Source organism: Flavobacteriales bacterium, assembly GCA_016713875.1.
GTDB lineage: Bacteria > Bacteroidota > Bacteroidia > Flavobacteriales_F > PHOS-HE28 > PHOS-HE28.
The window spans coordinates 1,317,015-1,340,724 of the sequence record JADJOI010000003.1; the positions used below are offsets into that span (position 1 = coordinate 1,317,015).

24 protein-coding genes are annotated in these 23,710 nt (G+C 64.1%); 7 read left to right on the forward strand and 17 right to left on the reverse strand.

What is annotated here, in order from left to right:
• The first annotated feature begins 120 nt into the window (after nt 1-120).
• Entirely contained in the window at nt 121-813 is a 693-nt protein-coding gene (locus IPJ87_07170) for a Crp/Fnr family transcriptional regulator (GenBank protein ID MBK7941641.1), read from the forward strand.
• Between the two features lie 9 nt (nt 814-822).
• Here IPJ87_07170 and IPJ87_07175 read toward each other — a convergent pair whose 3' ends face one another.
• From IPJ87_07175 to IPJ87_07185, 3 genes are read right to left on the reverse strand one after another with little or no spacing between them, the layout of a single operon-like run.
• On the reverse strand, nt 823-1,113 hold the full coding sequence (locus IPJ87_07175; protein ID MBK7941642.1) for a DUF167 domain-containing protein: 291 nt from the start codon (nt 1,111-1,113) through the stop codon (nt 823-825).
• A 17-nt stretch (nt 1,114-1,130) separates the two neighbouring features.
• Nucleotides 1,131-2,138: a GTP 3',8-cyclase MoaA gene (moaA, locus tag IPJ87_07180; protein ID MBK7941643.1), complete on the reverse strand. Its 1,008-nt coding sequence runs from the start codon at nt 2,136-2,138 to the stop codon at nt 1,131-1,133.
• Between the two features lie 11 nt (nt 2,139-2,149).
• Nucleotides 2,150-2,857: a hemerythrin domain-containing protein gene (locus IPJ87_07185; GenBank protein MBK7941644.1), complete on the reverse strand. Its 708-nt coding sequence runs from the start codon at nt 2,855-2,857 to the stop codon at nt 2,150-2,152.
• A 274-nt stretch (nt 2,858-3,131) separates the two neighbouring features.
• Here IPJ87_07185 and IPJ87_07190 point away from each other — a divergent pair, with 274 nt between their 5' ends.
• Nucleotides 3,132-3,713: a plasmid pRiA4b ORF-3 family protein gene (locus tag IPJ87_07190; protein ID MBK7941645.1), complete on the forward strand. Its 582-nt coding sequence runs from the start codon at nt 3,132-3,134 to the stop codon at nt 3,711-3,713.
• Between the two features lie 76 nt (nt 3,714-3,789).
• Here IPJ87_07190 and IPJ87_07195 read toward each other — a convergent pair whose 3' ends face one another.
• The 6 genes from IPJ87_07195 to IPJ87_07220 all read right to left on the reverse strand — a co-directional run bounded on the left by IPJ87_07195 (nt 3,790) and on the right by IPJ87_07220 (nt 10,336).
• On the reverse strand, nt 3,790-5,121 hold the full coding sequence (locus IPJ87_07195) for an alginate export family protein (GenBank protein ID MBK7941646.1): 1,332 nt from the start codon (nt 5,119-5,121) through the stop codon (nt 3,790-3,792).
• A gap of 13 nt (nt 5,122-5,134) precedes the next feature.
• Entirely contained in the window at nt 5,135-5,461 is a 327-nt protein-coding gene (locus IPJ87_07200) for a carboxymuconolactone decarboxylase family protein (protein ID MBK7941647.1), read from the reverse strand.
• 142 nt (nt 5,462-5,603) lie between these two features.
• Nucleotides 5,604-6,932 carry an MFS transporter gene (locus tag IPJ87_07205; GenBank protein ID MBK7941648.1) on the reverse strand — a complete coding sequence of 443 codons (1,329 nt, stop codon included), beginning with the start codon at nt 6,930-6,932 and terminating at the stop codon, nt 5,604-5,606.
• Between the two features lie 39 nt (nt 6,933-6,971).
• Complete coding sequence (locus tag IPJ87_07210; protein MBK7941649.1) at nt 6,972-8,291, reverse strand: MFS transporter; 1,320 nt, start codon at nt 8,289-8,291, stop codon at nt 6,972-6,974.
• 12 nt (nt 8,292-8,303) lie between these two features.
• The gene (locus tag IPJ87_07215) at nt 8,304-8,537 is read right to left on the reverse strand and encodes a hypothetical protein (protein ID MBK7941650.1); all 234 of its coding nucleotides are present in this window, start codon (nt 8,535-8,537) and stop codon (nt 8,304-8,306) included.
• Between the two features lie 308 nt (nt 8,538-8,845).
• Nucleotides 8,846-10,336 (reverse strand): NarK/NasA family nitrate transporter, encoded by a 1,491-nt coding sequence (locus tag IPJ87_07220; GenBank protein ID MBK7941651.1) that lies wholly within the window; start codon nt 10,334-10,336, stop codon nt 8,846-8,848.
• A gap of 262 nt (nt 10,337-10,598) precedes the next feature.
• On the opposite strand from IPJ87_07220, the gene IPJ87_07225 reads away from it, so the two are divergent.
• Nucleotides 10,599-11,084, forward strand: a complete 486-nt coding sequence (locus IPJ87_07225) for a hypothetical protein (GenBank protein ID MBK7941652.1) — start codon at nt 10,599-10,601, stop codon at nt 11,082-11,084.
• Between the two features lie 40 nt (nt 11,085-11,124).
• On the opposite strand, the gene IPJ87_07230 is transcribed toward IPJ87_07225, so the two are convergent.
• The 8 genes from IPJ87_07230 to IPJ87_07265 form a co-directional block, all read right to left on the reverse strand.
• The gene (locus tag IPJ87_07230) at nt 11,125-12,186 is read right to left on the reverse strand and encodes a hypothetical protein (GenBank protein MBK7941653.1); all 1,062 of its coding nucleotides are present in this window, start codon (nt 12,184-12,186) and stop codon (nt 11,125-11,127) included.
• A 22-nt stretch (nt 12,187-12,208) separates the two neighbouring features.
• Entirely contained in the window at nt 12,209-12,601 is a 393-nt protein-coding gene (locus IPJ87_07235) for a hypothetical protein (GenBank protein MBK7941654.1), read from the reverse strand.
• A gap of 10 nt (nt 12,602-12,611) precedes the next feature.
• Nucleotides 12,612-13,523 carry a bifunctional molybdenum cofactor biosynthesis protein MoaC/MoaB gene (locus tag IPJ87_07240; GenBank protein ID MBK7941655.1) on the reverse strand — a complete coding sequence of 304 codons (912 nt, stop codon included), beginning with the start codon at nt 13,521-13,523 and terminating at the stop codon, nt 12,612-12,614.
• 37 nt (nt 13,524-13,560) lie between these two features.
• Nucleotides 13,561-14,016, reverse strand: a complete 456-nt coding sequence (locus IPJ87_07245; protein ID MBK7941656.1) for a molybdenum cofactor biosynthesis protein MoaE — start codon at nt 14,014-14,016, stop codon at nt 13,561-13,563.
• Nucleotides 14,013-15,125, reverse strand: coding sequence for a HesA/MoeB/ThiF family protein (locus IPJ87_07250; GenBank protein MBK7941657.1), 1,113 nt, complete (start codon nt 15,123-15,125; stop codon nt 14,013-14,015). Before IPJ87_07250 ends, IPJ87_07245 begins: the two co-directional genes overlap by 4 nt.
• Before the next feature lie 12 nt (nt 15,126-15,137).
• Nucleotides 15,138-15,371, reverse strand: a complete 234-nt coding sequence (locus IPJ87_07255; protein ID MBK7941658.1) for a MoaD/ThiS family protein — start codon at nt 15,369-15,371, stop codon at nt 15,138-15,140.
• Nucleotides 15,372-15,436: 65 nt separating this feature from the next.
• Nucleotides 15,437-16,180, reverse strand: coding sequence for a sulfite exporter TauE/SafE family protein (locus IPJ87_07260; GenBank protein MBK7941659.1), 744 nt, complete (start codon nt 16,178-16,180; stop codon nt 15,437-15,439).
• 3 nt (nt 16,181-16,183) lie between these two features.
• Complete coding sequence (locus IPJ87_07265) at nt 16,184-16,531, reverse strand: LysR family transcriptional regulator (GenBank protein MBK7941660.1); 348 nt, start codon at nt 16,529-16,531, stop codon at nt 16,184-16,186.
• A 457-nt stretch (nt 16,532-16,988) separates the two neighbouring features.
• Between IPJ87_07265 and IPJ87_07270 the strand changes: the two genes are divergently transcribed.
• From IPJ87_07270 to IPJ87_07285, 4 genes are read left to right on the forward strand one after another with little or no spacing between them, the layout of a single operon-like run.
• Nucleotides 16,989-17,843, forward strand: coding sequence for a cytochrome c (locus tag IPJ87_07270; GenBank protein ID MBK7941661.1), 855 nt, complete (start codon nt 16,989-16,991; stop codon nt 17,841-17,843).
• Between the two features lie 25 nt (nt 17,844-17,868).
• A complete protein-coding gene (locus IPJ87_07275; protein ID MBK7941662.1) occupies nt 17,869-21,495 on the forward strand; it encodes a nitrate reductase subunit alpha in 3,627 nt (1,208 codons plus the stop codon).
• Between the two features lie 21 nt (nt 21,496-21,516).
• Nucleotides 21,517-23,010, forward strand: coding sequence for a nitrate reductase subunit beta (gene narH / locus IPJ87_07280; protein ID MBK7941663.1), 1,494 nt, complete (start codon nt 21,517-21,519; stop codon nt 23,008-23,010).
• A gap of 3 nt (nt 23,011-23,013) precedes the next feature.
• Nucleotides 23,014-23,700, forward strand: coding sequence for a hypothetical protein (locus IPJ87_07285; protein ID MBK7941664.1), 687 nt, complete (start codon nt 23,014-23,016; stop codon nt 23,698-23,700).
• The last annotated feature ends 10 nt before the right edge of the window (nt 23,701-23,710 follow it).

Below are 23,710 nucleotides of genomic sequence, written 5' to 3' on the forward strand. Positions count from 1 at the left end.
ATTCTCCATGTAAAACTTAACATGCGTTCGGTCATCTTCCTGGGTGATCACATCGGCGCGTCAGTGGACCGGGCCCTGCGGAACGGATCAAGGCCTGAAGGCTCGATAACTTGCACCCTGATGAAGCCCACTGACCGAAGGACCACCACACTGGACCAACTGATCGAGCAATACTGCACCGTGGAATGGAAGCAGTTGATGCGCGACCGCAACGTCCCCCATTTCTTCCGCAAGGGGCAGCATGTGTTCGAACAAGGCCAAGTGGCGGAGCATATCTACATGGTCGACCGGGGTGGCGTGAAGGTCACCGCCACCTACAAGAAGGAACGCGAACAAATCGTCAGGATCGCTGGGCCGGGTGAAGTGGTCGGACACAGGGCCTTGGGCAGCCACCTGGTCTATACCGCCCGGGGGACCGCCTTGATGGATACCAGGCTGAACAGCATACCGATCAGCCTCTTCAGCAGTGTGCTGAGAGCCAACAACCTGTTCTGCTACCAGTTCCTCCTGTTCTTCGCCGAGGAGATGCAGCGGCTCGACCGGCGCCAGCGTGACATGATGACGATGGATGTGACCCAGCGCGTGGCCAAGGTGCTCAAGATGGACATGGACAGCTTCGGATTCGACAGCAAGGACAGCAATAAGCTGGCGTTCACCCTGTCGCGGCAGGACATCGCCAACGCCGCCGGCACCACGTATGAGAGCGTGATCCGCACGCTCGCCGCCCTGCAGCGCCGCCGTATCATAGGTTTGGAAGGGAAGGAGATCCGCATCCTCAACAAAGCCACGCTCCTCAAGGTGCTCGTGCAATGACGCTGTTCCCTATGAGATACGCGGGAAGATCGCGGACCAAGGTGTCGCTCCGTTGATGCGCACCCGCTTGCTTCGGCTGGCGTGTCCGCTGAGCAGTTCCACTTGCCTCCTGGGCACGCCGAAGGCCTCGGCGAGGAAGGCGATCAGCGCCTCGTTCGCCTTACCGTCCACGGGCAGCGTGGCGAGACGGATCTTGAGCGCATCGCCGTGCGTACCGGCCACCTCGGTACGTGTCGCGCCGGGCTGCTCGTGCGGCATCATGATCAACGCCTTTCCTTCGGTCCTCAGCCAGGTACCCATCGATGTGGGCAGATCGTTCACCCCCCTATCGCCACCATCGTTCGGTTGCCGGTGTGCCAGGCTGGATCGCTCAATCGGTCCAGGGTGTCCATGCCGCCGCGGCTGCGCTTCTTGTGCAGCACGCTGTCCACGATGAGCGGACGGATGTCGGCGCCAGCGCGGTGGGCGGTGAGCAGGTCGGTCTCGCCGCCGGAGAACAGGCAGTTCTTCAGCTTGCCATCGGCGGTGAGACGCAGGCGGTTGCAGGTGTCGCAGAAGGGATTGCTCACCGTGGCGATGATGCCGAAGCTGCCCTTCGCGCCCTTGATGCGGTACAGGCGCGCGGTGTCGTGGGCTGCGCCGGGCAGGCTCTCCACGGCGTCGGCACCGAAGCGGTCATGCACGCGGCCAAGGATCTCAGCGAGCGGCACAGCGAGACGAATATCCCAGCGATTGCCATCGAAGGGCATGAACTCGATGAAGCGCACGTGCATGCCCTCCGTGGCGCTCCACTGCACGAAGTCGGCGATCTCGTCGTCGTTGGTACCGCGCAGGAGCACCACGTTCACTTTCAGGTCGAAGCCTTCGCGGTGCAGCAGCGCGATGTTGTCCCGCACGCGATGGAAATGGTCGCGGCGGGTGATGGCGGCCACGCGATCGGTCCGCAGGCTGTCGAGGCTCACGTTCACCTTGCGCAGTGCGGCGGCGCGGAAGGTGGGCAGGAAGCGGTCCACGAGGATGCCGTTGGTGGTGATGGCGAGTTCCACCGGGAGCTGCGCCAGTCCGAGGATGATCTCATCGGCGTCGCGGCGGATCAGTGGTTCGCCACCGGTGAGGCGGATCTTGCGTACGCCCAGGTCCGTGAATTCGCGCGCGATCCCCAGCAGTTCCTCCTGTCGCATGAAGTGGGCACGGGGCCGCAGCGGGATGCCCTCCTCGGGCATGCAGTAGGTGCAGCGCATGTTGCAGCGCTCGGTGAGGGAGATGCGCAGGTAATCGTGCCTTCGCCCAAAGGTGTCGGTGAGCGGTGCGAAAGGGCCTTGCATGGCGACGTTGGTCAGGCGTTGATGCGGTCGAGCTCCTCGCGCTCCAGGAGCTTGTGGGCCAAGGGGAAGAGGATGCTGTCCTCGCGGTGGATATGCAGGCGCAGGGCTTCGGTGAGCTCCCGCGCGGCATCGAAGGCAGCGTCGTAGGTGAATACGGCCGAGCGCTGATCGGGCAGGCGCGCGGCGAGGCCCAGCAGGTTGAACGCGAGCGCGCCGAGCTGGATGAACTTCACATGGTCGTCCTCCATGAGGTCCACGGCGGTGGTGGGTTCAGGTCCGGTGCTGCGTTCGCCGCTCTGGACGAGGCGCTGGTGCAGCAGGGGGAAGAGCTGGCGCTCCTCGCGGCGGTTGTGGTCCAGCACCTTGTCGTCGAAGTAGGTGAAGAACTCGCGGAAATCGTTGTTGATGCTCTCGTCCAGCCGGTAGCGGGCATCCTTGAAACGCGCCATGGCCTGCTCGAATCGGTCGATCATCTCCTCGGCCTTGCGATGCTCGGTCATGTACCGCTGGATCAGTGGGTGCAGCTCATCGTAGGCCACCGCGTCGATCACCGTGCCGCCGTACGCGTCGGGCGGGTCCATGGGCGAGTGCTCCGATGCGTTGAGTTCCTTCTCCACCTCGCGCTGCAGGGGGTCGGCATGCTTGAGCTTCTTGAGGTCCAGCTCGCTGGCGCTCTTGCCGTCGATGCGCTTGCCGGTGGCGGGGTCGATGATCTTCATGTCGTTATGTTCGTGCGGTCATTACGCTGGGTCAAAGAAAAGCCCTGGCCGGGCGATCGAGGCGCAAGATGCGGGGGAGGCGGGGGATGGAACATGATGGAGGTCATCGGGGGAGGGCAGGCCGTAGCGGCGACGCCCGCATCGGCCGTGGAGGTTGAGGGGCATGAAGATCGTTACCCGAAGCCGCCGTACCGGCGATGCATGCGTAGCCCGAGGTGGTTCAGGGTATGCGCGGATCATCACGCCGTAGGTTCGCGCCGCTGGATCCGCGACCATGAAGAAAGATGAAGCCCTTCAATTGAAGATCACCCTGAAGTGGTCGAAGCCTCCGATCTGGCGGCGCATCGTCGTGCCCGTCGGCATCGACTTCATGCAGCTGCACCTGGCGATCCAATCGGCCATGGGCTGGGAGAACGCGCACCTGTACGAGTTCAAGGCCGAGGGCTACCGCATCGGCCAGGTGGACGAGGACTTCGCGGACTTCGGCTTCGGCGATGACAAGGTGCTGGAGGCTGCGGAGGTCCCGGTGGGCAAGGTGCTCACCGCACCGAAGGACCGGTGCGTGTACGAATACGACTTTGGCGATGGCTGGCTGCACAATGTGTTGCTGGAGAAGGGGCTTCCTGCCGGCACTGCACCAGGCTGCACGGCGGGCGCCTTGGCCTGTCCGCCCGAGGACTGCGGCGGCATGGCCGGTTACGCGATGATGCTGCAAGCGCTCTCCGACCCGAAGCACCCGGAGCACGACCACTATCGCGCATGGGCTGGCCGCTTTGATGCCACGCGCTTCGAGCTCGCAGCGGCCGATCAGCGTGTGAAGACCCTCTTCAGTCCCGCGCGCAAGAAGCCTCGGTGATCGCGAAGGCCCCTTGGCCACCGGCGATGTCCGCAGCTCATCCCGCACACGCGCAGGACCAGCCGATCGTCACCGCTCAGAACTTCAGCCCCGTGAATCGGTTCTTCATGTTCGGCCGGTACAGGATCGCGAGGTAGGCCCAATTCTGCACGGAGGCGGGTGCCGCCACACCTTGCAGCCTCTCCATGGTCTCAGTGGGCAGCATGTGCGAATAGCCGAATTGCAGCGACACCACCTCGTTGAGCAGATGGCCCACGGTGAAGTCCAGCTCGGTGCCCAGGCGGCGGTCCATCTTCTCGCCGTTGCGCAGCACCTCGGCTGCGGCCTGGAAATCGTGCACGTTGAGGGAGATGAAGGTGCGCTTGCCGGGATCGTAGCGCAGGCGCAGGTGCGCATCCATCAGGCCCACGCTGCTGCCCCAGCGGCCACCCACGTAGAAGTAGTCCATGTAGCCGTTCCACGCGTGGTTGGTGCCATAGAAGGGGTTGTAGGAACGGTTCACGTTGTCGGTGGCGTTCTGCGCGGTGCCCGAGAGCAGTTCGGCGCCCAGGGTGAAGCGCAGGGCCGAACCGCGGGCGGAATCCAACGGCAACGCATAGCTCGCCGAGGCGCCGGCATCGTAGGCCTCCAGGTCGCGGTTGGTGCGGTCCTTGCCCGCCTGGGCATAGAAGAAGCCGCCCACGGTGAAGCGCCCACGCTCATAGCGCAGGGTGGGCAGGCCGAAGGTCTGGCTGTGTCGTGTGATGTAGCTTACCACGGCTCCTGTGCTGTCAATGGTCTGCTGCTCCAAGCCGTTGTTCCAGAGCATGGCACTGATGGTGAAACCGCCCCAGCGCTGCTCGGCGCGCAGGAATTGCGCGTCCTTGTACTGGTTCTGAACAGCGTAGGCTTGCTGTGCCAGGCTCTCAGCGCCCACGTTGTAGCCACCGCCCACATGCACCTTGGTGGCGCCTTTCTCGTAACGAAGCAGCGCGAAGTCGTGCGCGCGCGCCTGCAGTGCCCAGTCCAGGTTGCCGAGGAAGCGCGCCTCATCGTAGGTGAGCTCCTGCCGCCCGAGTTTCAGGTTCCAGTGGGCGTTGAACAGGATCTCCGCCCAGGCCTCGTGCACGGAAAGGAACGCGTCGGTGGCCTTCGTCTGCTCGGTGTTGCCCCAGGTGCGCACGTCCTGCACGCTCACGTGCAAGCGCACCTTCTCGTGGGTGTAGAGCGCATGGATGCGCGCGCGGTGGCCGATGAAGACGGCGGGGCTCTGCGTGGTATCGATCAGTTTGCCGTATCCATTGCGGAAGTCACTGCGCTGCAGGATCTGCCCGCCCACAGTGAACTGGCCGAAGAGCGGAGCGGCCGATGCAAGCAGCAGGACCGCGAGGAGCAGTGCGATCGGAAGGCGTGCGGTACAGGTTCTCATGTGGGTATGTTGTTCAGGATTCCTCTTGGTAGGCGCGGTCGATGGCGTGCAGCGCGCGCATCATCACGGGCAGGCCCATGGTAGGCAGCAGCAACAGGGCCACCTGCTCCATGGCAGCGCGCTCCACGCCTGCCTCGCGCGCCTTGCGGATGTGCGCGACGAAGGCCGTGCCCTTGCTGGCGCCACCGGAGATGGCCAGTTTCACCAGAGCGCGCTCGCGGTCAGTGAGCGGCCCTTCGGCATGCACCGCATCGCCAAGTGCCTCGTAGCGCTCGGCCACCTTCGGGAAGCGCTGGCGGAATGCTTGATAGCCCGCAGGGGGTATGGTCTTGCTGCTCATGTTCGGTGATGGAGTTCAGGGGTTGGGATCGCTCTGCTGCTCAGATTCCTTCGGACGCTTCCGGTGTCTCCTCCACTCACGCCATTCTTCATTCTGACCGATCTCATCTTTCCTACCGTTCTCACCACTCCGGCCATTCTCATCAACTGGGCCTGATACAGCCCTTGCGGTGGTAGAAATTCCAGTTCACCCACGTGGCGATCAGCAGGAAGGCGAGCAGGCCCCAGAAGAAGCCGTTGGCATTGCCGCTGGCGCCGATCACCGCGCCGATGATCACCGAGAAGATGAAGGGACCGTAGGCGGCCACGGCGGCGGTCCAGCCGATGACGCCAGCGGCCTGCCGCGGGTTGTGGGCGAAGATGATCGGGTACTGCCGGAAGGTGGCCGCGTTGCCGATGCCAGCGAAGAAGAACATGCCGAGCATCACGCCCACGAACATGGGGAACTGGTCGAGCGAAGTGGGGGCCAGCAGGCCGAGGAAGAGCATCAGCAGGCTTCCAGCCACCAGCCCGATGCCCGTGATGGTGGTGAGCACGCCGCCACCGGTGCGATCGGCCACGAAGCCGAAGAGCACGCGGCTGGCCGAGCCGATCAAGGGGCCATAGAAAGCGTACTTCAGCGGATCGGGCGCGCCAGGGAAGTTGCCGTAGAGCGCCTTCATCATCATGGGGAAGGCGGCCGAGAGACCGGCGAAAGTGCCGAAGGTCATCACGTAGGTGATGGTGCAGTACCAGGTGTGCTTCTCCTTGAAGATGTCCAGCTGCTCGCGGAAGCTGGCTTTGATGGGCACGCTGCGCAGCCCCCACCAGCACACCACGGTCATGATCAGCAGCAACGGCACGTACCAGAAGGCGGCGCTCTGCAGGAAGATCTCCTTGCCATCGGGCGCGGCGGGCGAGCGGAAGATCTGCGGCGCGCCGTAGATGGCCACGCCGAGCATGGCGGGGGTCATGAACTGCGCGAGGCTCACGCCGAAATTGCCGATGCCCGCCTGGATGCCCAAGGCCGATCCTTTCAGGCGCTTCGGGAAGAACAGGTTGGTGCTGGGCATGTAGCTGCTGAAATCGCCGCCGCCGAAGCCTGCCGTGAGCGCCAGCACCATGAAGACCCAATAAGGCGTTGTGGGATCCATGACGGCCAGGCCGATGCCGATGCAGGGCAGCAGCTTGATGAAGGTGGAGACGACGATGGTGTGGCGCGTTCCGTAAATAGGGATCAGGAAGGTATGCACGATGCGCAAGGTTCCGCCCGCCAGCCCAGGCATGGCCGCCAGCCAGAAGAGCTGGTTGGTGGTGAAGGTGAAGCCGATGCCCGGCAACTTGGTCACGATGGCGCTCATCATGAACCAGGTGGCGAAGGAGAGGATCAGCGCGATGGTGGTGATCGTGAGTGTGCGCCACGCCACGCGGCTTCCGCCCTGCGTCCATTGCGCGCTGTCTTCAGGATCCCAGGTCTTCAGCCAGGTTGACATGTGGGGAGGTGGTTTGGTGGGTGTGAACGATGCGTGCGATCAGTGATGGAAGCCCAGGTCCTTGCGCGGCTCCTTCAGCATGCCCAGGCAGAAGAGGAAGCTCACGAAGGCGCCCGTGGCCACGATGTAAAAGAAGGTCTTGGCGTCAACCAAGGAGTAGACCACCAGGTAGATCACGGCCCCCACGTTGCCATAAGCGCCTGCCATGCCCGCGATCTGGCCCGTCATGTGCGGGTTGATGTTCGGGATGATGGCGAAGGTGGCCCCTTCAGCGCCCTGCACGAAGAAAGAGCAAAGAACGGTGATGCCCACCGACACCCACAACCACCAGATGCCGCTGTACATGGGCACCAATTGCTGCTCACCGTCCACCACCTCGCCGTAGGCGCCGATCTGCGCCATGCCCAGGAAGCCCAGGCCGATGCCCAACATGTACACCATCATGGTGAGCTTGCGGCTGGGCATCAGGTCGGAGATCAGACCGCCCAACGGACGGGCGATCAGATTCACGAAGGCGAAGGACCCCGCCACCAGCCCTGCCAATTGCGGGGTCATGATCAACTCCCCGGCATCGTTCGCCAGGCCCGCGAACACCGTTTGGAAGAACATCGGCAGCATGGACACCACCGCCAGCTCCGCACCAAAGTTGGCGAAGTAGGTGCTGTTCAACGCCGCCACGCTGCTCCACGGGTAACGCCCGTTGGCGGGCACCCCGGCACGCAAATAGGGCAGGTTCACCTGCAGCACCTTGACCACATGAATCACCATCACAACGGCCAGCGCGCCCCAGATCCCCCACAGCACCTGCTCGCTGAAGAGCACGCCCTTCACGCCATCGTCATCGGTGAACACCACGGTCTGCAGCTTCCATGCGAGCACGCCGATCGCCACCACCAAGGGTATGGACCAGCGGATGTACTGGACAAGGTCGGTGTAGGAACTCACCTTCATGGGCTCGGTCTTCTTGGCCATCTTCACCGTGGCACCGTCCGGGTTGTCCTTCACAATGAACCAATAGACGAAGCCGTACGCGCCACAGAAGAGCCCGCTGATGGCCAGCGACCAGCGCCAGCTCTTCTCCAGGTCCATGCCCATCCACTCATTGAACATGGTGATGGCGAAGAAGGCCAGTGTGCCTGCGGCCGCCGCCGATCCGAAGTTGCTCCAGCCAGCATAGAAGCCTTCCGCACGGCCCACCATCTTCGGCGGGAACCAGTTGGCCACCAGCTTGATGCCGATGACGAAGCCGGCGCCGATGGAGCCCAGTACCAGACGCGCGATGAGCAGTTGGACGAAGCTGTTGCCGAAGGCGAAGGCCAGGGCAGGGATCATCATCACCACCATCAGCCCGCTGAACACGCGCCGCGGGCCTTAGCGGTCGATCATGGCCCCGATCGCGATGCGCGCGGGAATGGTGAGCGCCACATTGCAGATGGCCAGCACCTTGACGTGCTCCTTGGTCAGCCAATCCACCGTCTCCAGCATGGTGGTGGCCAGCGGTGGCATGTTGAACCACACGAAGAAGGTGAGGAAGAAGGCGATCCACGTGTAGTGCAGCACCCTGATCCGTTCCTTGCTGAAGTCGAGCAGCTCCGGCTTTCCCATCGGCAGGTGCAATGGCGTTAGCGCCAACGCGGGTGCAATGATCCGCGCCGCAATGTTCCCGGTCCATGATCTCTGACAGGAGGGGATGTGATATGCATCATGCGATCGCCCTATTGCTGCTCATGTCCGCTGTGAAGCACACGTTTGCCATCGCAACCACACCCCATGGAACCGCTCGCTGCGCGCCCTCGAGCATGGATCGTGTCATCCTCACAGGCGCGGCAAGACAGCGATCACCCGTTCGCGGCAAGGCCCAAAGCGGCACAGCATCCTCGGGCCCCATGCGAACACCCGTGTCCATGTGTCCATCAATGCCGCTCGAAGCGGTCCTTCAGTTCCGGGGCGTGGGCCCGTTGCATGCGGTTCACCACCTGGTTCATCCACCACAGGCTCACGACGGAGATCAGCAGCATGAGCATCCACGAGCTGGTCCAAAGGCCGGTGCTGTCCAGCAGGTAACCGAAGAGGATCGGGCAGAAGAAACCGCCCAGCCCGCCGATCACGCCCACCATGCCGCCCACCACGCCCACCTCGTTCGGGAAGTACTCGGGTATGTGCTTGTAGACCGCCGCCTTGCCGATGCCCCAGACACAGCCGATGAGGATCACCAGCACGGTGAAGACCCAGATGTTCGCTTGGAAGTAGATGCGCGTGACACCCTTGGCCAGCAATTGCCGCTTCGCGACAGCTTCACCCTGCTCCACCACCGGCTGCTGCCAACCGTCCTTGGTGGGCATGATCAACTGCCGCGCGTCGGCCAGGTCGAAATCATAGTCGCGTCCTACCAATGGATAGTCGCGACCATTGACGCGCACCAGGCTCTCGCTCACGCGCTCCACCACGCCATCCTGGGTCGCCATCACGCCACGGCCCGGCGAGATCACCTCCATCTTCGGCACCACGAGCAGGAGGCTGATCACCAACGAAGACCCCAGCACCCAGTACATCACGCGCCGTGCGCCCCAACGGTCGCTCATCCACCCGCCCAGTGCGCGGATCGCGCCCGAGGGAAAGCTGAAGAACGCGGTGAGCAGACCGGCCAGCACGAGTGAGGCACCATACACGTTCACATAATAGGGCACCAGCCATTGCGCGAAGGCCACGAAGCAGCCGAACACCAGAAAGTAGTAGAGCCCAAAGCGCCAAACGCGCACGCTGCCCAGCGGCTTCAGGAGCGACCGCATGGTGCGCGGCTCGGTGGTGGGCAGCCGGTTGACGGTGAACAGGGCGAAGACCACCGCCATGGCGGTGAGCACAGCGGCATATAGACGCGGCAACTGGCGCCAGCCCTCCAGGTCGGCACCATCCTGCGTGAAGTGGATCAGCAGCGTAGGCGCGAACAGGGTGGTGAGCGCCGCACCCGCATTGCCCGCCCCGAAGATGCCCAGCGCAAGGCCTTGCTGCCGCTTGGGGTACCACACCGACGTATTGGCGATGCCGACTGCGAAGCCCGCGCCCGCCAGGCCGAAGCCGAAGCTCATCACGACGAACCCCACGAACGAATCCATGAAAGAGAGCAGGAACATCGGCAGCGCCGCCGCTAGGAGCAGCAGCGTGAACACCCACTTGCCCCCATATCGGTCCGTGAGGATCCCCATGGGCAGGCGGAAGACCGACCCTGTGAGCACCGGGATCCCCAACAACCAGCCCACCTGCACCGTGCTCCAGTCGAACACCCCGTGGTCCACGAGATAGGTGACCAGCACTCCGTTGATCATCCACGCCGCGAAACACAGCACGAATGCCAGTGTGTTGAGGAGCAACATGCGGTGAGACCTGCCGGTCGCGCGCTCTTCCATGCTTCCGTTCGCTCAAGTCGATAGCTGGACCTTCGCGGTCAGACCATCGTGCGAATGAACGCGCATCGCTCCTGATGGATCATGACACACGTCATGGACTTCATGGAGGCGAACACCGGTCAAGGGCAAGATCACGCTGCTTCCTCCGCCAATGATCCAGCATGCCCACCAAGTCCTTCAGCAGCGCGGAAAGGTGACGCGCATCAGTCGAGCGCTCAGCCACGCATCGCACCTTGCACACCGCATCCACCCTGCGTATCCCATGGCCACGATGACCTCACCCTCCAGCACCCTCACCCGCGAACAGGTCGCCGCCAGCGAGCTCTTCACCGCCACGCTCGCCTTCTGGTTCAATGGGGACAAGCACCTGCGGCCGCCCTTCCCGCCCGAGTGGCACAACACCTTGCATGAGCGCACGCTCGATCGCTTCCATGCCTGGCTCACGGCCTTGAAGGACGATGCGCGCCACGCCGTGAACGACACCATCGTGAGCGAGAAGCTCGAGGAACTGCTCTTCCAAGCGGCCAGCGAAATGGCCACCACCGAGGAGGAGCGCCTCACCATCCTCTACCCCTTCCTGCCCCGGCCCGGCGATCCCATCGTGAAGGACGGCGGGCCCGACGCGCAGCCGGACAGCATCGTGGTATCGCGCATGCTGCAGCGCGAGGACAAGGACGCCTTCCTGCAGGTGACCGCCCGTCGGAGCGCTACTGGAGAGGAGTGGAGCACGCGCTTCGAGTTGCCGTAGCGCCGTTACCCGGGAAGGCAGCGCACCTTGTCCGGGATGATCAAGCCGGCGATCGCTCGCTCCGCCGCGCGCGCATCACCATGATCACGGCCATGGCAGCGAACATCAGCACGATCGCGAAGCCGTTCGCCACCCCGAAGAGGCGGCGCAGGTCCAGGCGCTCCATCCAGGCGAAGAGGATGCGCGCCAGGAGGGTGAGTTGAAAGAGCGCCCAGAACAACCACAGCAGCTGATGGTAGGGCCGGTGCGGGCTGCGCAGCACCGAGGGCAGGATGATCGGCGCGTGCGCCCAGATCATGGAGAATGCGAAGCCCAGGAAGAAGGTGTGCAGGTAGAGGTCGTAGAACAACAGGTGCGCTTCGCCCAGCAGCAGCAGCCCCCCGTGCAGCAGCAACCAGCCATAGCTCACCAGCAGGCCCGCCGCCACGTAGCGGTGGAAGCCCGCCTTCCGCACGCCCACGCGTGCCATGTCGTAGCGCATCAGCCACAGCGCCGTGGCCACGGTGGCCACGCCGAGCACCTTCGGTCCCGCGCCGTGGAAGGGCAGCAGCACGCCGGCAAGGAAGGCCGCGAGCACCACCCATAACACGAGCTTCGCCCAGCGCGGCACAGGTAGATAGCGCGTCAGTTCCAGCCGTTCGCCCACGATGGTGAGCAGGATGAAGGCGATCCACCACGGCGTGGCGGCCGGCACCAGCGCGCCGTGCCACAACACCGCGTTGCCCAGCAGCCCGCATAGCGCACCGGCCACGAAGAGGTACCAATGCGACTCGCGGTGGTGGCGCATCTGCCCGGCATACGCCCCGGTCAGGCCCAGGTTGGCCACCATCATGGCGATCAGCGCCGGGCGCAACTGGCCGGCCAGTGACAGCAGGGTACCCATGGCCGAAAGCAGCGGGAACAGTCGCCACCACCGAGAGGGCAGCACCACAGTGCGCTCCAAGATGATGAGCGTGCCCAGGAAGCCACCCGTCATCAGCAGCCCGTGGTGCGCTGCCGGCGTGGTCAAAGGCAGGCCCCAGCCCAGGCGCACCATGCCGCCGAACACGCCCGCCAGCATGGCCAGGCCCACCAGCGGGAGCGGCAGGATGCGCAGGTTCATGCTGAAAAGGAACGCGGAGCGATCAGGGTTGTTCACCTCCACCAGCCACCAGGCGATCATTGCGGTAGGTGAGCGTGCGTTGCCTCGTGTTGCCCGGGCCGTACTCGATGTAGTCGCCGTTGAGACGGTCGGCTGCGTACTGGGCCAAGGTGAGCGTGTCACCATTCACCTCGAAGGTGACCCATGGACCCACGCGCTTCCCATGCTCGAAACGGCCTTCCATCTGCTTGCGGCCGTTCTCGTGGTACCAGGTCCACAAGCCGTGGTTCAGGTTGTCCACCTGGCCGCCGGCGCGCTTCAGCTGGCCGTTGGCGTAATGCTCCTGCACCGGATCGCGCGAGAGGAAATGCCACGCCGCCCAGATCATGATCAGGATGCCCACGATGATCTTGTGCCGGCTGTCGTAACTGAACATCGCTCTTGCTTCAATCGTGGCGCGCGCCGCCCATGATGTTGAAGGCGTGCAGCAGGGAAGGGAACACGGCATCCATGGATTCCACGGCACCGCGCGTGCTGCCTGGCAACGCCAGCACCAAGGTACGGCCCACCACACCGGCCACGCCACGCGAGAGCATGGAGTATGGTGTGCGCTGCTGCCCGTGCGCGCGGATGGCCTCGGCCACACCGGGGATCTCTCGGTCCAGCAGCGGCCCCAGCGCCTCGGGCGTCACATCGCGCACCGAGAGGCCCGTGCCGCCGGTGTACACCAGCAGGTCCATTTTCGCTTCGACCGCACGGTGCAGCTCGGCCTGTATGCGGTCCACTTCATCGGGGATCACCAACGGCTCGCCCACCGCCACACCGACCTCCTGCAACCGCGCGGCGATGGCGCGGCCCGCCTTGTCCTCCTTCTGTCCCGCAGCGATGGTATCCGAGCACACCACCACGGTGGCGCGCAGTTCCTTGCGGAAGCGGTCCTTGAAGGAGCTCTTGCCGCCCTTCTTCTCCAGCAGCTTGATCCCCAGGATCTCGATGCCCTTGTCGATGGGCTTGAGCATGTCATAGATGGTGAGCGCCACTACTGAAGCGCCATGCATGGCCTCCACCTCCACACCGGTACGGTAGATCGCGCGCACGTGCATCTCGATCACGATGTCGAGGCCCTCGGTGCGGTAGGCCACGCGCGCCTCCTCGATGGGGATCGGGTGGCAGTCGGGCAGCAGGTCGGGCGTGCGCTTCACGCCAAGCAGGCCTGCGGCGCGCGCCATCTCGAACACATTGCCCTTGGGCACGGTGCCCGCCAGCACGGCATCCATGGTGGTCTGCGCGCTCACCCGCACGATGGCTTGCGCCGTGGCCTCGCGCAGGGTGGTGGGTTTGTGGGTGATGTCGATCATGACTTGTCGCTCCGGGCCTGACCCGGAGTCGCGAAGATCATTTGTTGGATTTCCATGAATGCCCCTCATCATCGAAGATCTCCTTTCCGAACACGGGCAGATGCGCCTTGATCTCCTCCACCACGTGGCGGCAAGCATCGAACGCGGCCTGACGGTGCGGCGCGCTCACGAAGACGAACAGGCAGATCCGTCCGGCCTCCACGCGGCCCAGGCTGTGATGCACGTGCATGCAGGTGAGGCCCCAGCGCGCGAAGGCCTCCTCACGGATGCGGTGCATCGCGGCATCTGCCATGGGCACGTAAGCGCTGTACTCGATGGCGGCCACGCGTCGGCCATCCAGTTCGTCGGCGCGCACCTGGCCCAGGAAGATGTCGTGCGCGCCGATGCCGGTCTTCACCTGATGGTGCGCGATGGAGGTGGCGATGCGTTCGGGCGTGATGGGCCCTTGCAAGAAGATGCTCTTCACCTTGGGCTGCTCAGCGGTGGTGCTCATGCGGGATCGGATCGTTGCGTGGAGATGATGGGCTCGTGTTCGAGCAGTGGCCAGGCCCGCACGCCGCCGATCAGCGAGCGCACCGTGGCGAAGCCCTGGCGTTGCAGCCATTGCGCGGCCATGCGGCTGCGCACGCCGGAGGCGCAGGTAACCAAGGTGGGGAGCGCGGGATCGAGCTCCTGCGCGCGATGCTCCAGTTGGTCCAGCGGAATGCGGTGCCCTTCCAGTGCGGCGATGCGCGGGGTCTCGTCCGGTTGCCGCACATCCAGCAACTGCCAGCGCTCACCGCTTGCGAGCCGCTGCTGCATTTCCTGCGGCTCCATGCCGAGGCCATCGTTTGCGCAAGCAGCGGCGTGCGTGATCTCCGCATCGATGTCGCGCAGCAATGCCTTGGCCTCCTGCTGTGCATCGCGGCGAAGAACCATCCTTCGATGCTGCTGCGCGAGCAGGTCCACCAGCAGGATGCCATCGTGTACCAGCCCGCCGGTGCCCAGCAGCAGCTTCAGCACCTCGGTGGCTTGCAGGGCGCCCACCACACCGGGCAGCACGCCCAGCACACCGGCATCGGCGCAATCGGGCACTTGGCCAGGTCCGGGTTCCTGTGGGAAGGCACAGCGGTAGGTGGGCCCGCCCGCGTGGTTGAACACGGCCACCTGCCCGGCGAAGCGGTGCAAGCTGCCATGCACGAAGGGCTTGTTCAGTTGCACGCAGGCATCGTTGATCAGGTAACGCGTGAAGAGGTCGTCGGTGCAGTCAACCACCACGTCATGGCGCGCGATCAAGGCGCGGGCATTGCGCGGACGCAGGTGTTCGGCCACTGCCTCTATCGCGCATTCGTACCCCGATCCGCGCAGGCGATGGGCGGCGGCGGCGGACTTGCCCTTGCCTACGTCGGTCGTGCTGTACAGCAGTTGACGGTGCAGGTTGGTCATGTCGACCACATCGCCATCAACGATGCACAGGTGGCCCACACCGGCCGCCGCCAGATAATGCAGCACTGGACAGCCCAAGCCGCCCGCACCCACCACCAGCACGCGCGCTGCCGCGAGTCGGGCCTGCCCTTCGGCACCCACGTGGGGCAGAACGATCTGGCGTGCGTAGCGGTCCATGCGCGATGCGGTTCATCCGCCGGCGAAGGGCGGTAACAAGGCCACCTCGGCACCGGGCGCGATGGGCGTGCTATCGTCGGCAAGTTGCTGGTCCACCGCGAATCGGAAGCTGAGTCCCTGCAGCGAAGGATGGCGCCGCAACAATTCGGCGCGCAGCGCGGTCACGGTCGCGGGCACGGCGTCCAGCGCTTCCTGCGCCGTGCCTGTGCGTTCCGCAAGCATCCCGAAGTACAGTATCCGTGTCATTGGTGAAATGTAGTGCCGACCCATTGGTTCGAATTCGGATGTTCTTGGGCTGGCCGACCATCCGATCAGGTGAGGAACAGTTTACCGCCGGCCACCATGAGCACGGCCGCGAGCAAGTAGGAAAGGGGGCGGTCAGCTGCGCGGAAGCTGCCGTACCAGGCCCCTGCGAGCCCACCCACGACCGCCAATGCCACCAGAGGCCACATGCCAGCGGTGATGGCCTGGCCCGAAAGCAGGCTGCCGGTGATGCCCGCCAAAGAGTTCGCCCAAATGAAGAGCGCCGACACGGCCGCCGTGCCGCGCAGGTCGCTCCAGCCCATGAGCAGGATGAGCGGGCTGAGCAGGATGCCTCCGCCAATGCCAATCATGCCTGAGAAGAAACCGATACCGCCGCCGGCGGACAAGGCGGCCCACAGCGGAACATCGCGATGCGGCTCGCCTTTTTCCTTGGGCCATTGCACGATGCGCCACACGGCCACCAACAGCAGTACGGCGAGCACGCGGCGGTAGATCGTCTCATCCACCGCGATGAGCCCGCCGAGCAATGCGGCAGGCACCGATGCGACGGCGAAAGGGAGGAAGAGCTTCCAACTGAAGTGCCCCCCGCGCCGGTACTGCACGAAGGCGATGCCCGCCACGAAGAGGTTCAGCAGCAGCGCGGTGGTCTTCATCTCCGCCGGTGCCACGCTGAACAGGGCCATCAAGGCCAGATACCCGCTGGCCCCGCCATGGCCCACGGATGCATAGAAGAAGGCCACCACCGGCACCAGGGCCAGGAACAGCGGGTCAATGGAGGACAGTAGGCCCATGGCTCAAAGATCGATCTCATGCAGCAGGCCATCCACGTACGCCTTGCAGCGCTCGTCCAAGTCGCGAAAGCCCTGCACGGCGCGGCGGCCTTGGGCCGTGAGCGACGTGCCGCCACCTCCGCGCCCGCCCGTGCTGCGCTCCACCAAAGGGCGCGGCGCCAACGCGTTCATGGCCTCCACCATCTCCCAGGCTTTCTTGTAACTGATGCGAAGCTGACGTGCCGCCTCACTGATGCTGCCCGTCTCTCCGATGCGCTCCAGCAGTTCAACGCGCCCGCTTCCGAGGTAGGACCGCCCTTTCCGGGTGATCCAGATGCGGCTGCGCACCTCCACTTGCTTGTGGATCGACATGGCGTTATGACATCAGGGGTACAACGCTGCAATTGTACAGCGGTTGGATCTGGCCATCCCTGATGACCATCATCCTCCCATTAGCCGGGTATCGAGGATCGCCCAGCGCGTGCCCGGGGCCCGTCAACGGCAGCGCACCCCACGCCTGCCGGTCCTTCCAGCGCGCTCGGTGGACCAGCAGGGCCTTGAGCGGCGCACCAAGGAAGTGGAATGCAACGTGACGATGCGCGGATCTGCACAGCGAGCAGGCGCTTGGCCCGGCGCCCTCAACGAAGCGGTCGATCCGTATGCACGGGCTCCAGCCCGCGGCGATCGCGGCGTTCCGATGCACTTGAGCCGGCATGCCGCACTAGATGATGCAAGTCATATTTCAACTCGGCGGCAGCCCGGAACATTGCAACGCACGAAGCCGAGTATCGGCGGGGCGGCAACTTAGAACGAACCACGCGAACAAGCCATGCGATCCTTCACACATCTCCTGCGAACGGCCATCGTCCTGATGGTCTTCGCGGCCTTGCAGGTCAATGCCCAGGATGGCGAGACCCTCTTCAAGCAGAACTGCTCGGCCTGCCATAAGCTAGGCAAGCGGTTGGTGGGGCCGGACCTCACCGGCGTCACCGAGAAGCGCAGCAAGGAGTGGCTGCACGAGTTCATCAAGAGCTCGCAGACCATGATCAAGCGCGGCGACCCGGATGCCGTGGCGGTCTTCAAGGAGAACAATGAGCTGATCATGACCGACATCGCATTGGCCGCGGGGGATATCGACCTGATCCTGGAATACATCGCCACCCAAGGCAAGCCGGTCGCCGTAGCCGATTCCGGCGCTGCCGTTCCGGCCGAAGCGGATGCACCCATCGTGTACACCGATGCCGACCGCTTGGGCGGGCGTGACCTCTTCAGCGGCCGAACGGCCTTCAGCGCAGGGGGCGCGGCCTGCATCAGCTGCCACAACGTGACGCACACCTCGCTCATGGTCGGCGGCGCTCTTGCCAAGGACCTTACTGGTGCTTTCGGCCGCATGGGCCACGCGGGCGTAGCGGGCATCCTCAACGCACCGCCCTTCCCGGCCATGGCCAGCACTTATGGCAACGCGCCCCTCACCGAGGCGGAGATCCATCAACTGGCGGCCTTCATGGAGCAGGCCCATCTGGAAAGCGGTAAGGCACCGGTGCAGTTGGCGGCGTTGCCGTACGCCGTGTTCGGCGGGGGCGGCCTGCTGGTGATCCTGGCCTTGATCGGCCTGCATTGGCGCAACCGCCTCAAAGGCTCAGTGAAGCAAGACATCCTGGACAGGCAAATCCGGTCCATCTGACAACCCATCCATTAACGACACGCTCATGAGCTGGATCGAGGACATCATTTCGCCGAAGACGCGGCAGTGGGAGGAGTTCTACCGCAACCGCTGGCAATACGATAAAGTGGTGCGCAGCACCCACGGCGTGAACTGCACCGGTGGCTGCTCTTGGAACATCCATGTGAAGGATGGCATCGTAGTGTGGGAAATGCAGGCCTTGGACTACCCGCTGCTGGAAGAGGGCCTGCCGCCCTACGAGCCCCGCGGCTGCCAGCGAGGCATCAGCTACAGCTGGTACCTCTACAGCCCCATCCGCGTGAAGTACCCGCTGATGCGCGGCGCCCTGCTCGACCTGTTCAAGGCCGAGAAGGAGAAGACCAAGGGCGACCCGGTGCAGGCCTGGGCCAACCTGCAGAACGACCCCGAGAAACGCAAGCGCTACCAGCGCGCGCGGGGCAAGGGCGGTTTCCGCCGCGTGCATTGGGACGAGGTGCTCGAGCTGATCGCCTCGGCCAACATCCACACCATCAAGAAGTACGGGCCAGACCGCATCATCGGCTTCTCGCCGATCCCGGCCATGAGCATGCTGAGCTATGCCGCTGGCGCCCGCTACCTGCAATTGATGGGCGGCGTGAACCTGAGCTTCTACGATTGGTACTGCGACCTGCCCTGCGCCTACCCCGAGATCTGGGGCGAGCAGACCGACGTGTGCGAGAGCGCCGATTGGTACAACTCGAAGTTCTGCGTGAGCATGGGCGCCAATCTGGGCATGACCCGCACGCCGGACATCCACTTCTTCAGCGAGTCTCGCCACAACGGCACCAAGACCGTGGTGATGTCGCCCGACTTCAGCATGGTGGCCAAGCACGCCGACCAGTGGATCCCCTGCCACGCCGGCAGCGACGGCGCCTTCTGGATGGCCGTCACCCATGTGATCCTCAAGGAATGGCACGTGGACAAGCGCACGCCCTATTTCCACGAGTACGTGAAGCGCTACACCGACAGCACCCTGCTGGTGGAGCTCGAGCAGACTGGCAAGGGCTTCAAGCCCGGCCGCATGCTGCGCGCCGATCAGCTCGCCAAGTACAAGGGCATCGCCAACGGCGATTGGAAGTTCCTCTGCGCCGACGAGGCCACCGGTGAACTGAAGAGCCCCAAGGGCACCATGGGCTACCGCTGGGACAAGAAGCAGGGCAACTGGAACCTCAAGTACGAGGACGGTGAGGACAACACCACCTACGATCCCGCGCTCTCCTTCCTGACGAAGCATGATGAAGTGCTGCAGGTGGAGTTCACCGAGTTCGGACTCGATAAGAAGGCCATGCGCGGGGTGCCCGTGCGCTATGTGGGCACCCACGACGGCCGCCGCGTGCCGGTGGTGACCATTTACGACCTGATCATGGGACAGTACGGCGTGGGCCGCGGCCTGCCCGGCGAGTACCCCGCCAGCTACGACGACAAGCAGCAGGCCTACACCCCAGCCTGGCAGGAGATCTTCACCGGCGTTGGGCGCAAGACGGTGATCAAGTTCGCCCGCGAATGGGCCGGCACCGCCGAGGCCACCGATGGCAAGTGCATGGTGATCGTGGGCGCCGCCATCAACCACTGGTTCCACGGCAACCTCATGTACCGCGCCAGCATCATGGCGCAGATGCTCACCGGCTGCAACGGCAAGAACGGCGGCGGCATGAACCACTACGTGGGCCAGGAGAAGCTGGCACCGGTGGATAGCTGGGGCACCATCATGGCCGCCAAGGACTGGCAGGCCGCCAACCGCCTGCAGCAGGCACCCATCTGGCACTACATCAACAGCGACCAATGGCGCTACGACAACAACCAAGCGGACTACAACAGCCTGCCCGATGATTGCGACCCCAGGGCCCGCAGGCACACCGCCGATTGGGTGGTGATGAGCGTTCGCAACGGCTGGATGCCCTTCTACCCGCAGTTCAACAAGAGCAATCTGGACATCGTGAAGGAGGCCCGCGCAGCCGGTGCTTCCAGCGAGGACGAGGTGAAGAGCTACGTGGTGGAGCAGCTCAAGAGCAAGCAGCTCCTGCACAGCGTGGTTGACCCCGACGATCCGGTGAACTTCCCGCGCAACTGGTTCATCTGGCGCGGCAATGCCCTGATGAGCTCCGCCAAGGGCCACGAGTACATGCTCAACCACTACTTGGGCACCCACCACAATGACATCGCCGACGAGGTGGCCGGCCCCATGGTGGAGGACATCGTGTACCGCGAGAGCGCGCCCTCGGGCAAGATGGACCTGGTGGTGGACATCAACTTCCGCATGGACACCTCGGCGCTCTACTCCGACATCGTGCTGCCAACAGCATCGTGGTACGAGAAGGCCGACCTGAACAGCACCGACCTGCACAGCTTCATCCACCCGCTGAGCGAGGCCGTGGCGCCCGTATGGGAGGCCAAGACCGACTGGCAGATCTTCCAGGCCATCGCCAAGAAGGTGAGCGCGCTGGCCAAGCACTACCTGCCCACCCCGGTGACCGATCTGGTGAACGTGCCTCTGCAGCACGATAGTGCTGATGAAGTGACGCAGCCCACCATGAAGGACTGGGCCAAGGGCGAGTGCGAGCCCATACCCGGCAAGACCATGCACAAGATGGTGCTGGTGGAGCGCGACTACACCAAGGTGTACGACAAGTACGTGAGCCTGGGCGAGCGGCTGTTGACCAGCACCCTCGGAGCCCACGGCAACAGCTTCATGGCCGACGACGTGTACAAGGAGATGCTGGAGGACAAGCGCCACCTCTACAAGTACAATGGCAAGCACCTGCCCAGCGTGCGCGAGGACGTGGAGGCCTGCAACGCAGTGCTCAGCCTGAGCACACTCACCAACGGCAAGCTGAACCTGCGCGCCTACAAGAACATGGAGGTGAAGAGCGGCTTGGCACTGGCCGACCTGGGCGAGGGCAGCGCCGACGTGCGCATCGACTACAAGGATCTGCAGGCGCAGCCCCGCCGCTACAACACGTCGCCCTTGTGGAGCGGCTTGATGAACAACGGCCGCGCCTACTGCGCCTACACCTACAATGTGGACAAACTGATCCCCTGGCGCACCCTCACCGGCCGCCAGCACTTCTACCTGGACCACGACGGCTACATCATGTTCGGCGAGCACCTGCCCACCTACAAGCCTTCTCCAACGCCACAGGTGTACGGAGACCTGCGCAAGACGGTGAACGATGGAAAGGCCAAGATGCTGAACGTGCTGACCCCCCACGGGAAGTGGCACATTCACAGCACGTATGGAGACACCCTGCGCATGCTCACCCTCTCGCGCGGCATGGAGCCCTGCTGGATCAGTGAGGAGGACGCCAAGGCCATCGGGATCAAGGACAACGACTGGGTGGAGGTGTACAACGACCACGGCGTGTACTGCACCCGTGCGTGCGTCAGCGCGCGCATACCCCGTGGTGTGTGCATCGTGTACCACAGCCCGGAGCGCACCTACACCGTGCCCAAATCGCAGATCCGCGGCGGGCGCCGTGCCGGGGGCCACAACAGCTTCACCCGCGTGCATCTCAAACCCAATCTGTTGGTGGGCGGCTACGGACAGTTCAGCTACCACTTCAACTACTGGGGCCCCGTGGGCGTGAACCGCGACACCCATGTCCTGGTGCGCAAAATGGACAAGGTCGAATTCTGATAACCCGCAAACACTACGACGATGAACGTCAGATCACAGGTATCCATGGTGTTCCACCTCGATAAGTGCATCGGGTGCCACACCTGTTCCGTCGCCTGCAAGAACATCTGGACCGACCGCAGAGGCGCAGAATACATGTGGTGGAACAACGTGGAGACCAAACCCGGCACGGGTTATCCCACCAAATGGGAGAACCAGGACATTTATCAAGGCGGCTGGGTGAAGGATGGCAACAGCGTTTCGCTGCGTGGCGCCGGCAAGCTCAAGGGCCTCAAGAACATCTTCCACAACCCGGCCATGCCGGTGCTGGAGGACTACTACGAGCCTTGGACCTACAAGTACAGCGACCTCTTCACCGCGCCCGAAGGCGACGACCAGCCCACCGCGCGCGCCGTTTCGCTGGTGACCGGTGAGCCCATGGACGTGCAGGCCGGCCCGAACTGGGACGATGACATGGGCGGATCGCCCGACTACGCCCGGCAGGACGTGAACTTCAAGGACCTGAGCCCCGCCGAGCAGGAGAGCCTGTTCCAGTTGGAGCGCATGACCTTCCACTACCTGCCGCGCATCTGCAACCACTGCCTCAACCCGGCCTGCGTGGGCAGCTGCCCTTCGGGCGCCCTTTACAAGCGCGGCGAGGACGGCGTGGTGCTGATCAACCAGGAGCGTTGCCGCGCCTGGCGCATGTGCGTGACCGCCTGCCCCTACAAGAAGAGCTACTACAACTGGAACACCGGCAAGAGCGAGAAGTGCATCCTGTGCTATCCCCGCCTGGAAAGCGGACAGGCGCCTGCCTGCATGCACAGCTGCGTGGGCCGCATCCGCTACCTCGGCGTGATGCTCTACGATGCCGACCGCATTCACGAGGTCGCCAGCGCCGACGAGAAGAACCTGTTGGACCTGCAACTGGGCATGTACCTGGACCCCTTCGATGAGAACGTGATGGCCGCCGCGCGCGCCAACGGCGTGGCCGAGAGCACCCTCCGCGCCGCGCAGCTCAGCCCGGTGTACAAGTTCGTGAAGGAGTGGGGCATCGCGCTGCCGCTGCACCCGGAGTTCCGCACCATCCCTAACCTGTTCTACGTGCCGCCCATGCTGCCCGCCATGGCCAGCGTGGACGCCGACGGCGTGTACGACAGCACCACCAAGAGCCTCTGGGGCGGTGTGGAGACCGCACGTCTTCCGATGAAATACCTCGCCAGCCTCTTCACCGCAGGCGATGAGGAGAAAGTGCGCAACGTGCTGCGCAAGCTGCTCGCCGTGAAGATCCACCGCCGCGATGCCACCGTGGGCGACCTGCCCAAGGAGGAAGTGGAAGAAGCGCTGAGCAACGGCCGCACGAGCGGCTCAGAGGCCGATGCCATCTTCCGCCTCACCAGCCTGGCCACCTTCAACGAGCGCTTCGTGATCCCGCCCGCGCACCGCGAGGAGAGCATCGAGATGATGGAGGCCACCGCCGATGCCAAGGGCGAGACCGGCTTCGGCTTCAAAATGCGCCCGGCACGCGGCATCTGAGCCATGGACGACCTGGCCAAATACAAGCTCTTCGCCCCGCTGGTGGCCTACCCCGGTGCGGACCTGCACAAGGCCGTGGACGCCTGTTGCGTCATGCTGCGCCATTATTGCCCGGCAGCTGAGAACACCTTGGAGCCTTTCGCCCAATGGGTGGCAGCCACACCGCTGCACGACCAAGAGGAGGTGTACACCCGCACCTTTCACATACAGGCCATCTGCTACTTGGACCTTGGCTTCGTGATCTTCGGCGAAGACTATAAGCGCGGCGAGTTCCTGGTGAACATGAAGCGCGAGCAGGCGCAGGCCGGCAACGAATGCGGCGACGAACTGCCCGACAACCTGGTGAACGTGCTGAACCTGCTGCCCCTGCTGAAGGACCGGCAGCTGGTGAACGACCTATGCGGCCGTGTGATGATCCCCGCCCTGCGCAAGATGCTCGTGGAGTTCGAGAGCTCGCGCATGGCGCTGCGCGAGCGAATGCTGGAGCGCAAGCACAACGCCATCATCCTGCAGGGACGGCCTGACCAGAACGTGTACGCCAACGTGCTGCAGGCCCTGCTGCAGCTCTTGCTCGTCGAATTCGAGGAGAAGACGGTGCAGGGACCCTCCATGTCCCAGGCCTTCCTCTCCGGCGCCGCCTCCTGCGGCACCTGCGCCACCCATACACAACCCCAGCAAAAATCCGCCTGAGCCATGCTTT

Bases quoted from the DNA above. Each gene is read 5' to 3' on its own strand.
- IPJ87_07170 (MBK7941641.1), top strand. From the start codon at position 121: ATGAAGCCCACTGACCGAAGGACCACCACACTGGACCAACTGATCGAG.
- IPJ87_07175 (MBK7941642.1), bottom strand. From the start codon at position 1,113: ATGGGTACCTGGCTGAGGACCGAAGGAAAGGCGTTGATCATGATGCCG.
- moaA (MBK7941643.1), bottom strand. From the start codon at position 2,138: ATGCAAGGCCCTTTCGCACCGCTCACCGACACCTTTGGGCGAAGGCAC.
- IPJ87_07185 (MBK7941644.1), bottom strand. From the start codon at position 2,857: ATGAAGATCATCGACCCCGCCACCGGCAAGCGCATCGACGGCAAGAGC.
- IPJ87_07190 (MBK7941645.1), top strand. From the start codon at position 3,132: ATGAAGAAAGATGAAGCCCTTCAATTGAAGATCACCCTGAAGTGGTCG.
- IPJ87_07195 (MBK7941646.1), bottom strand. From the start codon at position 5,121: ATGAGAACCTGTACCGCACGCCTTCCGATCGCACTGCTCCTCGCGGTC.
- IPJ87_07200 (MBK7941647.1), bottom strand. From the start codon at position 5,461: ATGAGCAGCAAGACCATACCCCCTGCGGGCTATCAAGCATTCCGCCAG.
- IPJ87_07205 (MBK7941648.1), bottom strand. From the start codon at position 6,932: ATGTCAACCTGGCTGAAGACCTGGGATCCTGAAGACAGCGCGCAATGG.
- IPJ87_07215 (MBK7941650.1), bottom strand. From the start codon at position 8,537: ATGGGAAAGCCGGAGCTGCTCGACTTCAGCAAGGAACGGATCAGGGTG.
- IPJ87_07220 (MBK7941651.1), bottom strand. From the start codon at position 10,336: ATGGAAGAGCGCGCGACCGGCAGGTCTCACCGCATGTTGCTCCTCAAC.
- IPJ87_07225 (MBK7941652.1), top strand. From the start codon at position 10,599: ATGGCCACGATGACCTCACCCTCCAGCACCCTCACCCGCGAACAGGTC.
- IPJ87_07230 (MBK7941653.1), bottom strand. From the start codon at position 12,186: ATGAACCTGCGCATCCTGCCGCTCCCGCTGGTGGGCCTGGCCATGCTG.
- IPJ87_07235 (MBK7941654.1), bottom strand. From the start codon at position 12,601: ATGTTCAGTTACGACAGCCGGCACAAGATCATCGTGGGCATCCTGATC.
- IPJ87_07240 (MBK7941655.1), bottom strand. From the start codon at position 13,523: ATGATCGACATCACCCACAAACCCACCACCCTGCGCGAGGCCACGGCG.
- IPJ87_07245 (MBK7941656.1), bottom strand. From the start codon at position 14,016: ATGAGCACCACCGCTGAGCAGCCCAAGGTGAAGAGCATCTTCTTGCAA.
- IPJ87_07250 (MBK7941657.1), bottom strand. From the start codon at position 15,125: ATGGACCGCTACGCACGCCAGATCGTTCTGCCCCACGTGGGTGCCGAA.
- IPJ87_07255 (MBK7941658.1), bottom strand. From the start codon at position 15,371: ATGACACGGATACTGTACTTCGGGATGCTTGCGGAACGCACAGGCACG.
- IPJ87_07260 (MBK7941659.1), bottom strand. From the start codon at position 16,180: ATGGGCCTACTGTCCTCCATTGACCCGCTGTTCCTGGCCCTGGTGCCG.
- IPJ87_07265 (MBK7941660.1), bottom strand. From the start codon at position 16,531: ATGTCGATCCACAAGCAAGTGGAGGTGCGCAGCCGCATCTGGATCACC.
- IPJ87_07270 (MBK7941661.1), top strand. From the start codon at position 16,989: ATGCGATCCTTCACACATCTCCTGCGAACGGCCATCGTCCTGATGGTC.
- IPJ87_07275 (MBK7941662.1), top strand. From the start codon at position 17,869: ATGAGCTGGATCGAGGACATCATTTCGCCGAAGACGCGGCAGTGGGAG.
- narH (MBK7941663.1), top strand. From the start codon at position 21,517: ATGAACGTCAGATCACAGGTATCCATGGTGTTCCACCTCGATAAGTGC.
- IPJ87_07285 (MBK7941664.1), top strand. From the start codon at position 23,014: ATGGACGACCTGGCCAAATACAAGCTCTTCGCCCCGCTGGTGGCCTAC.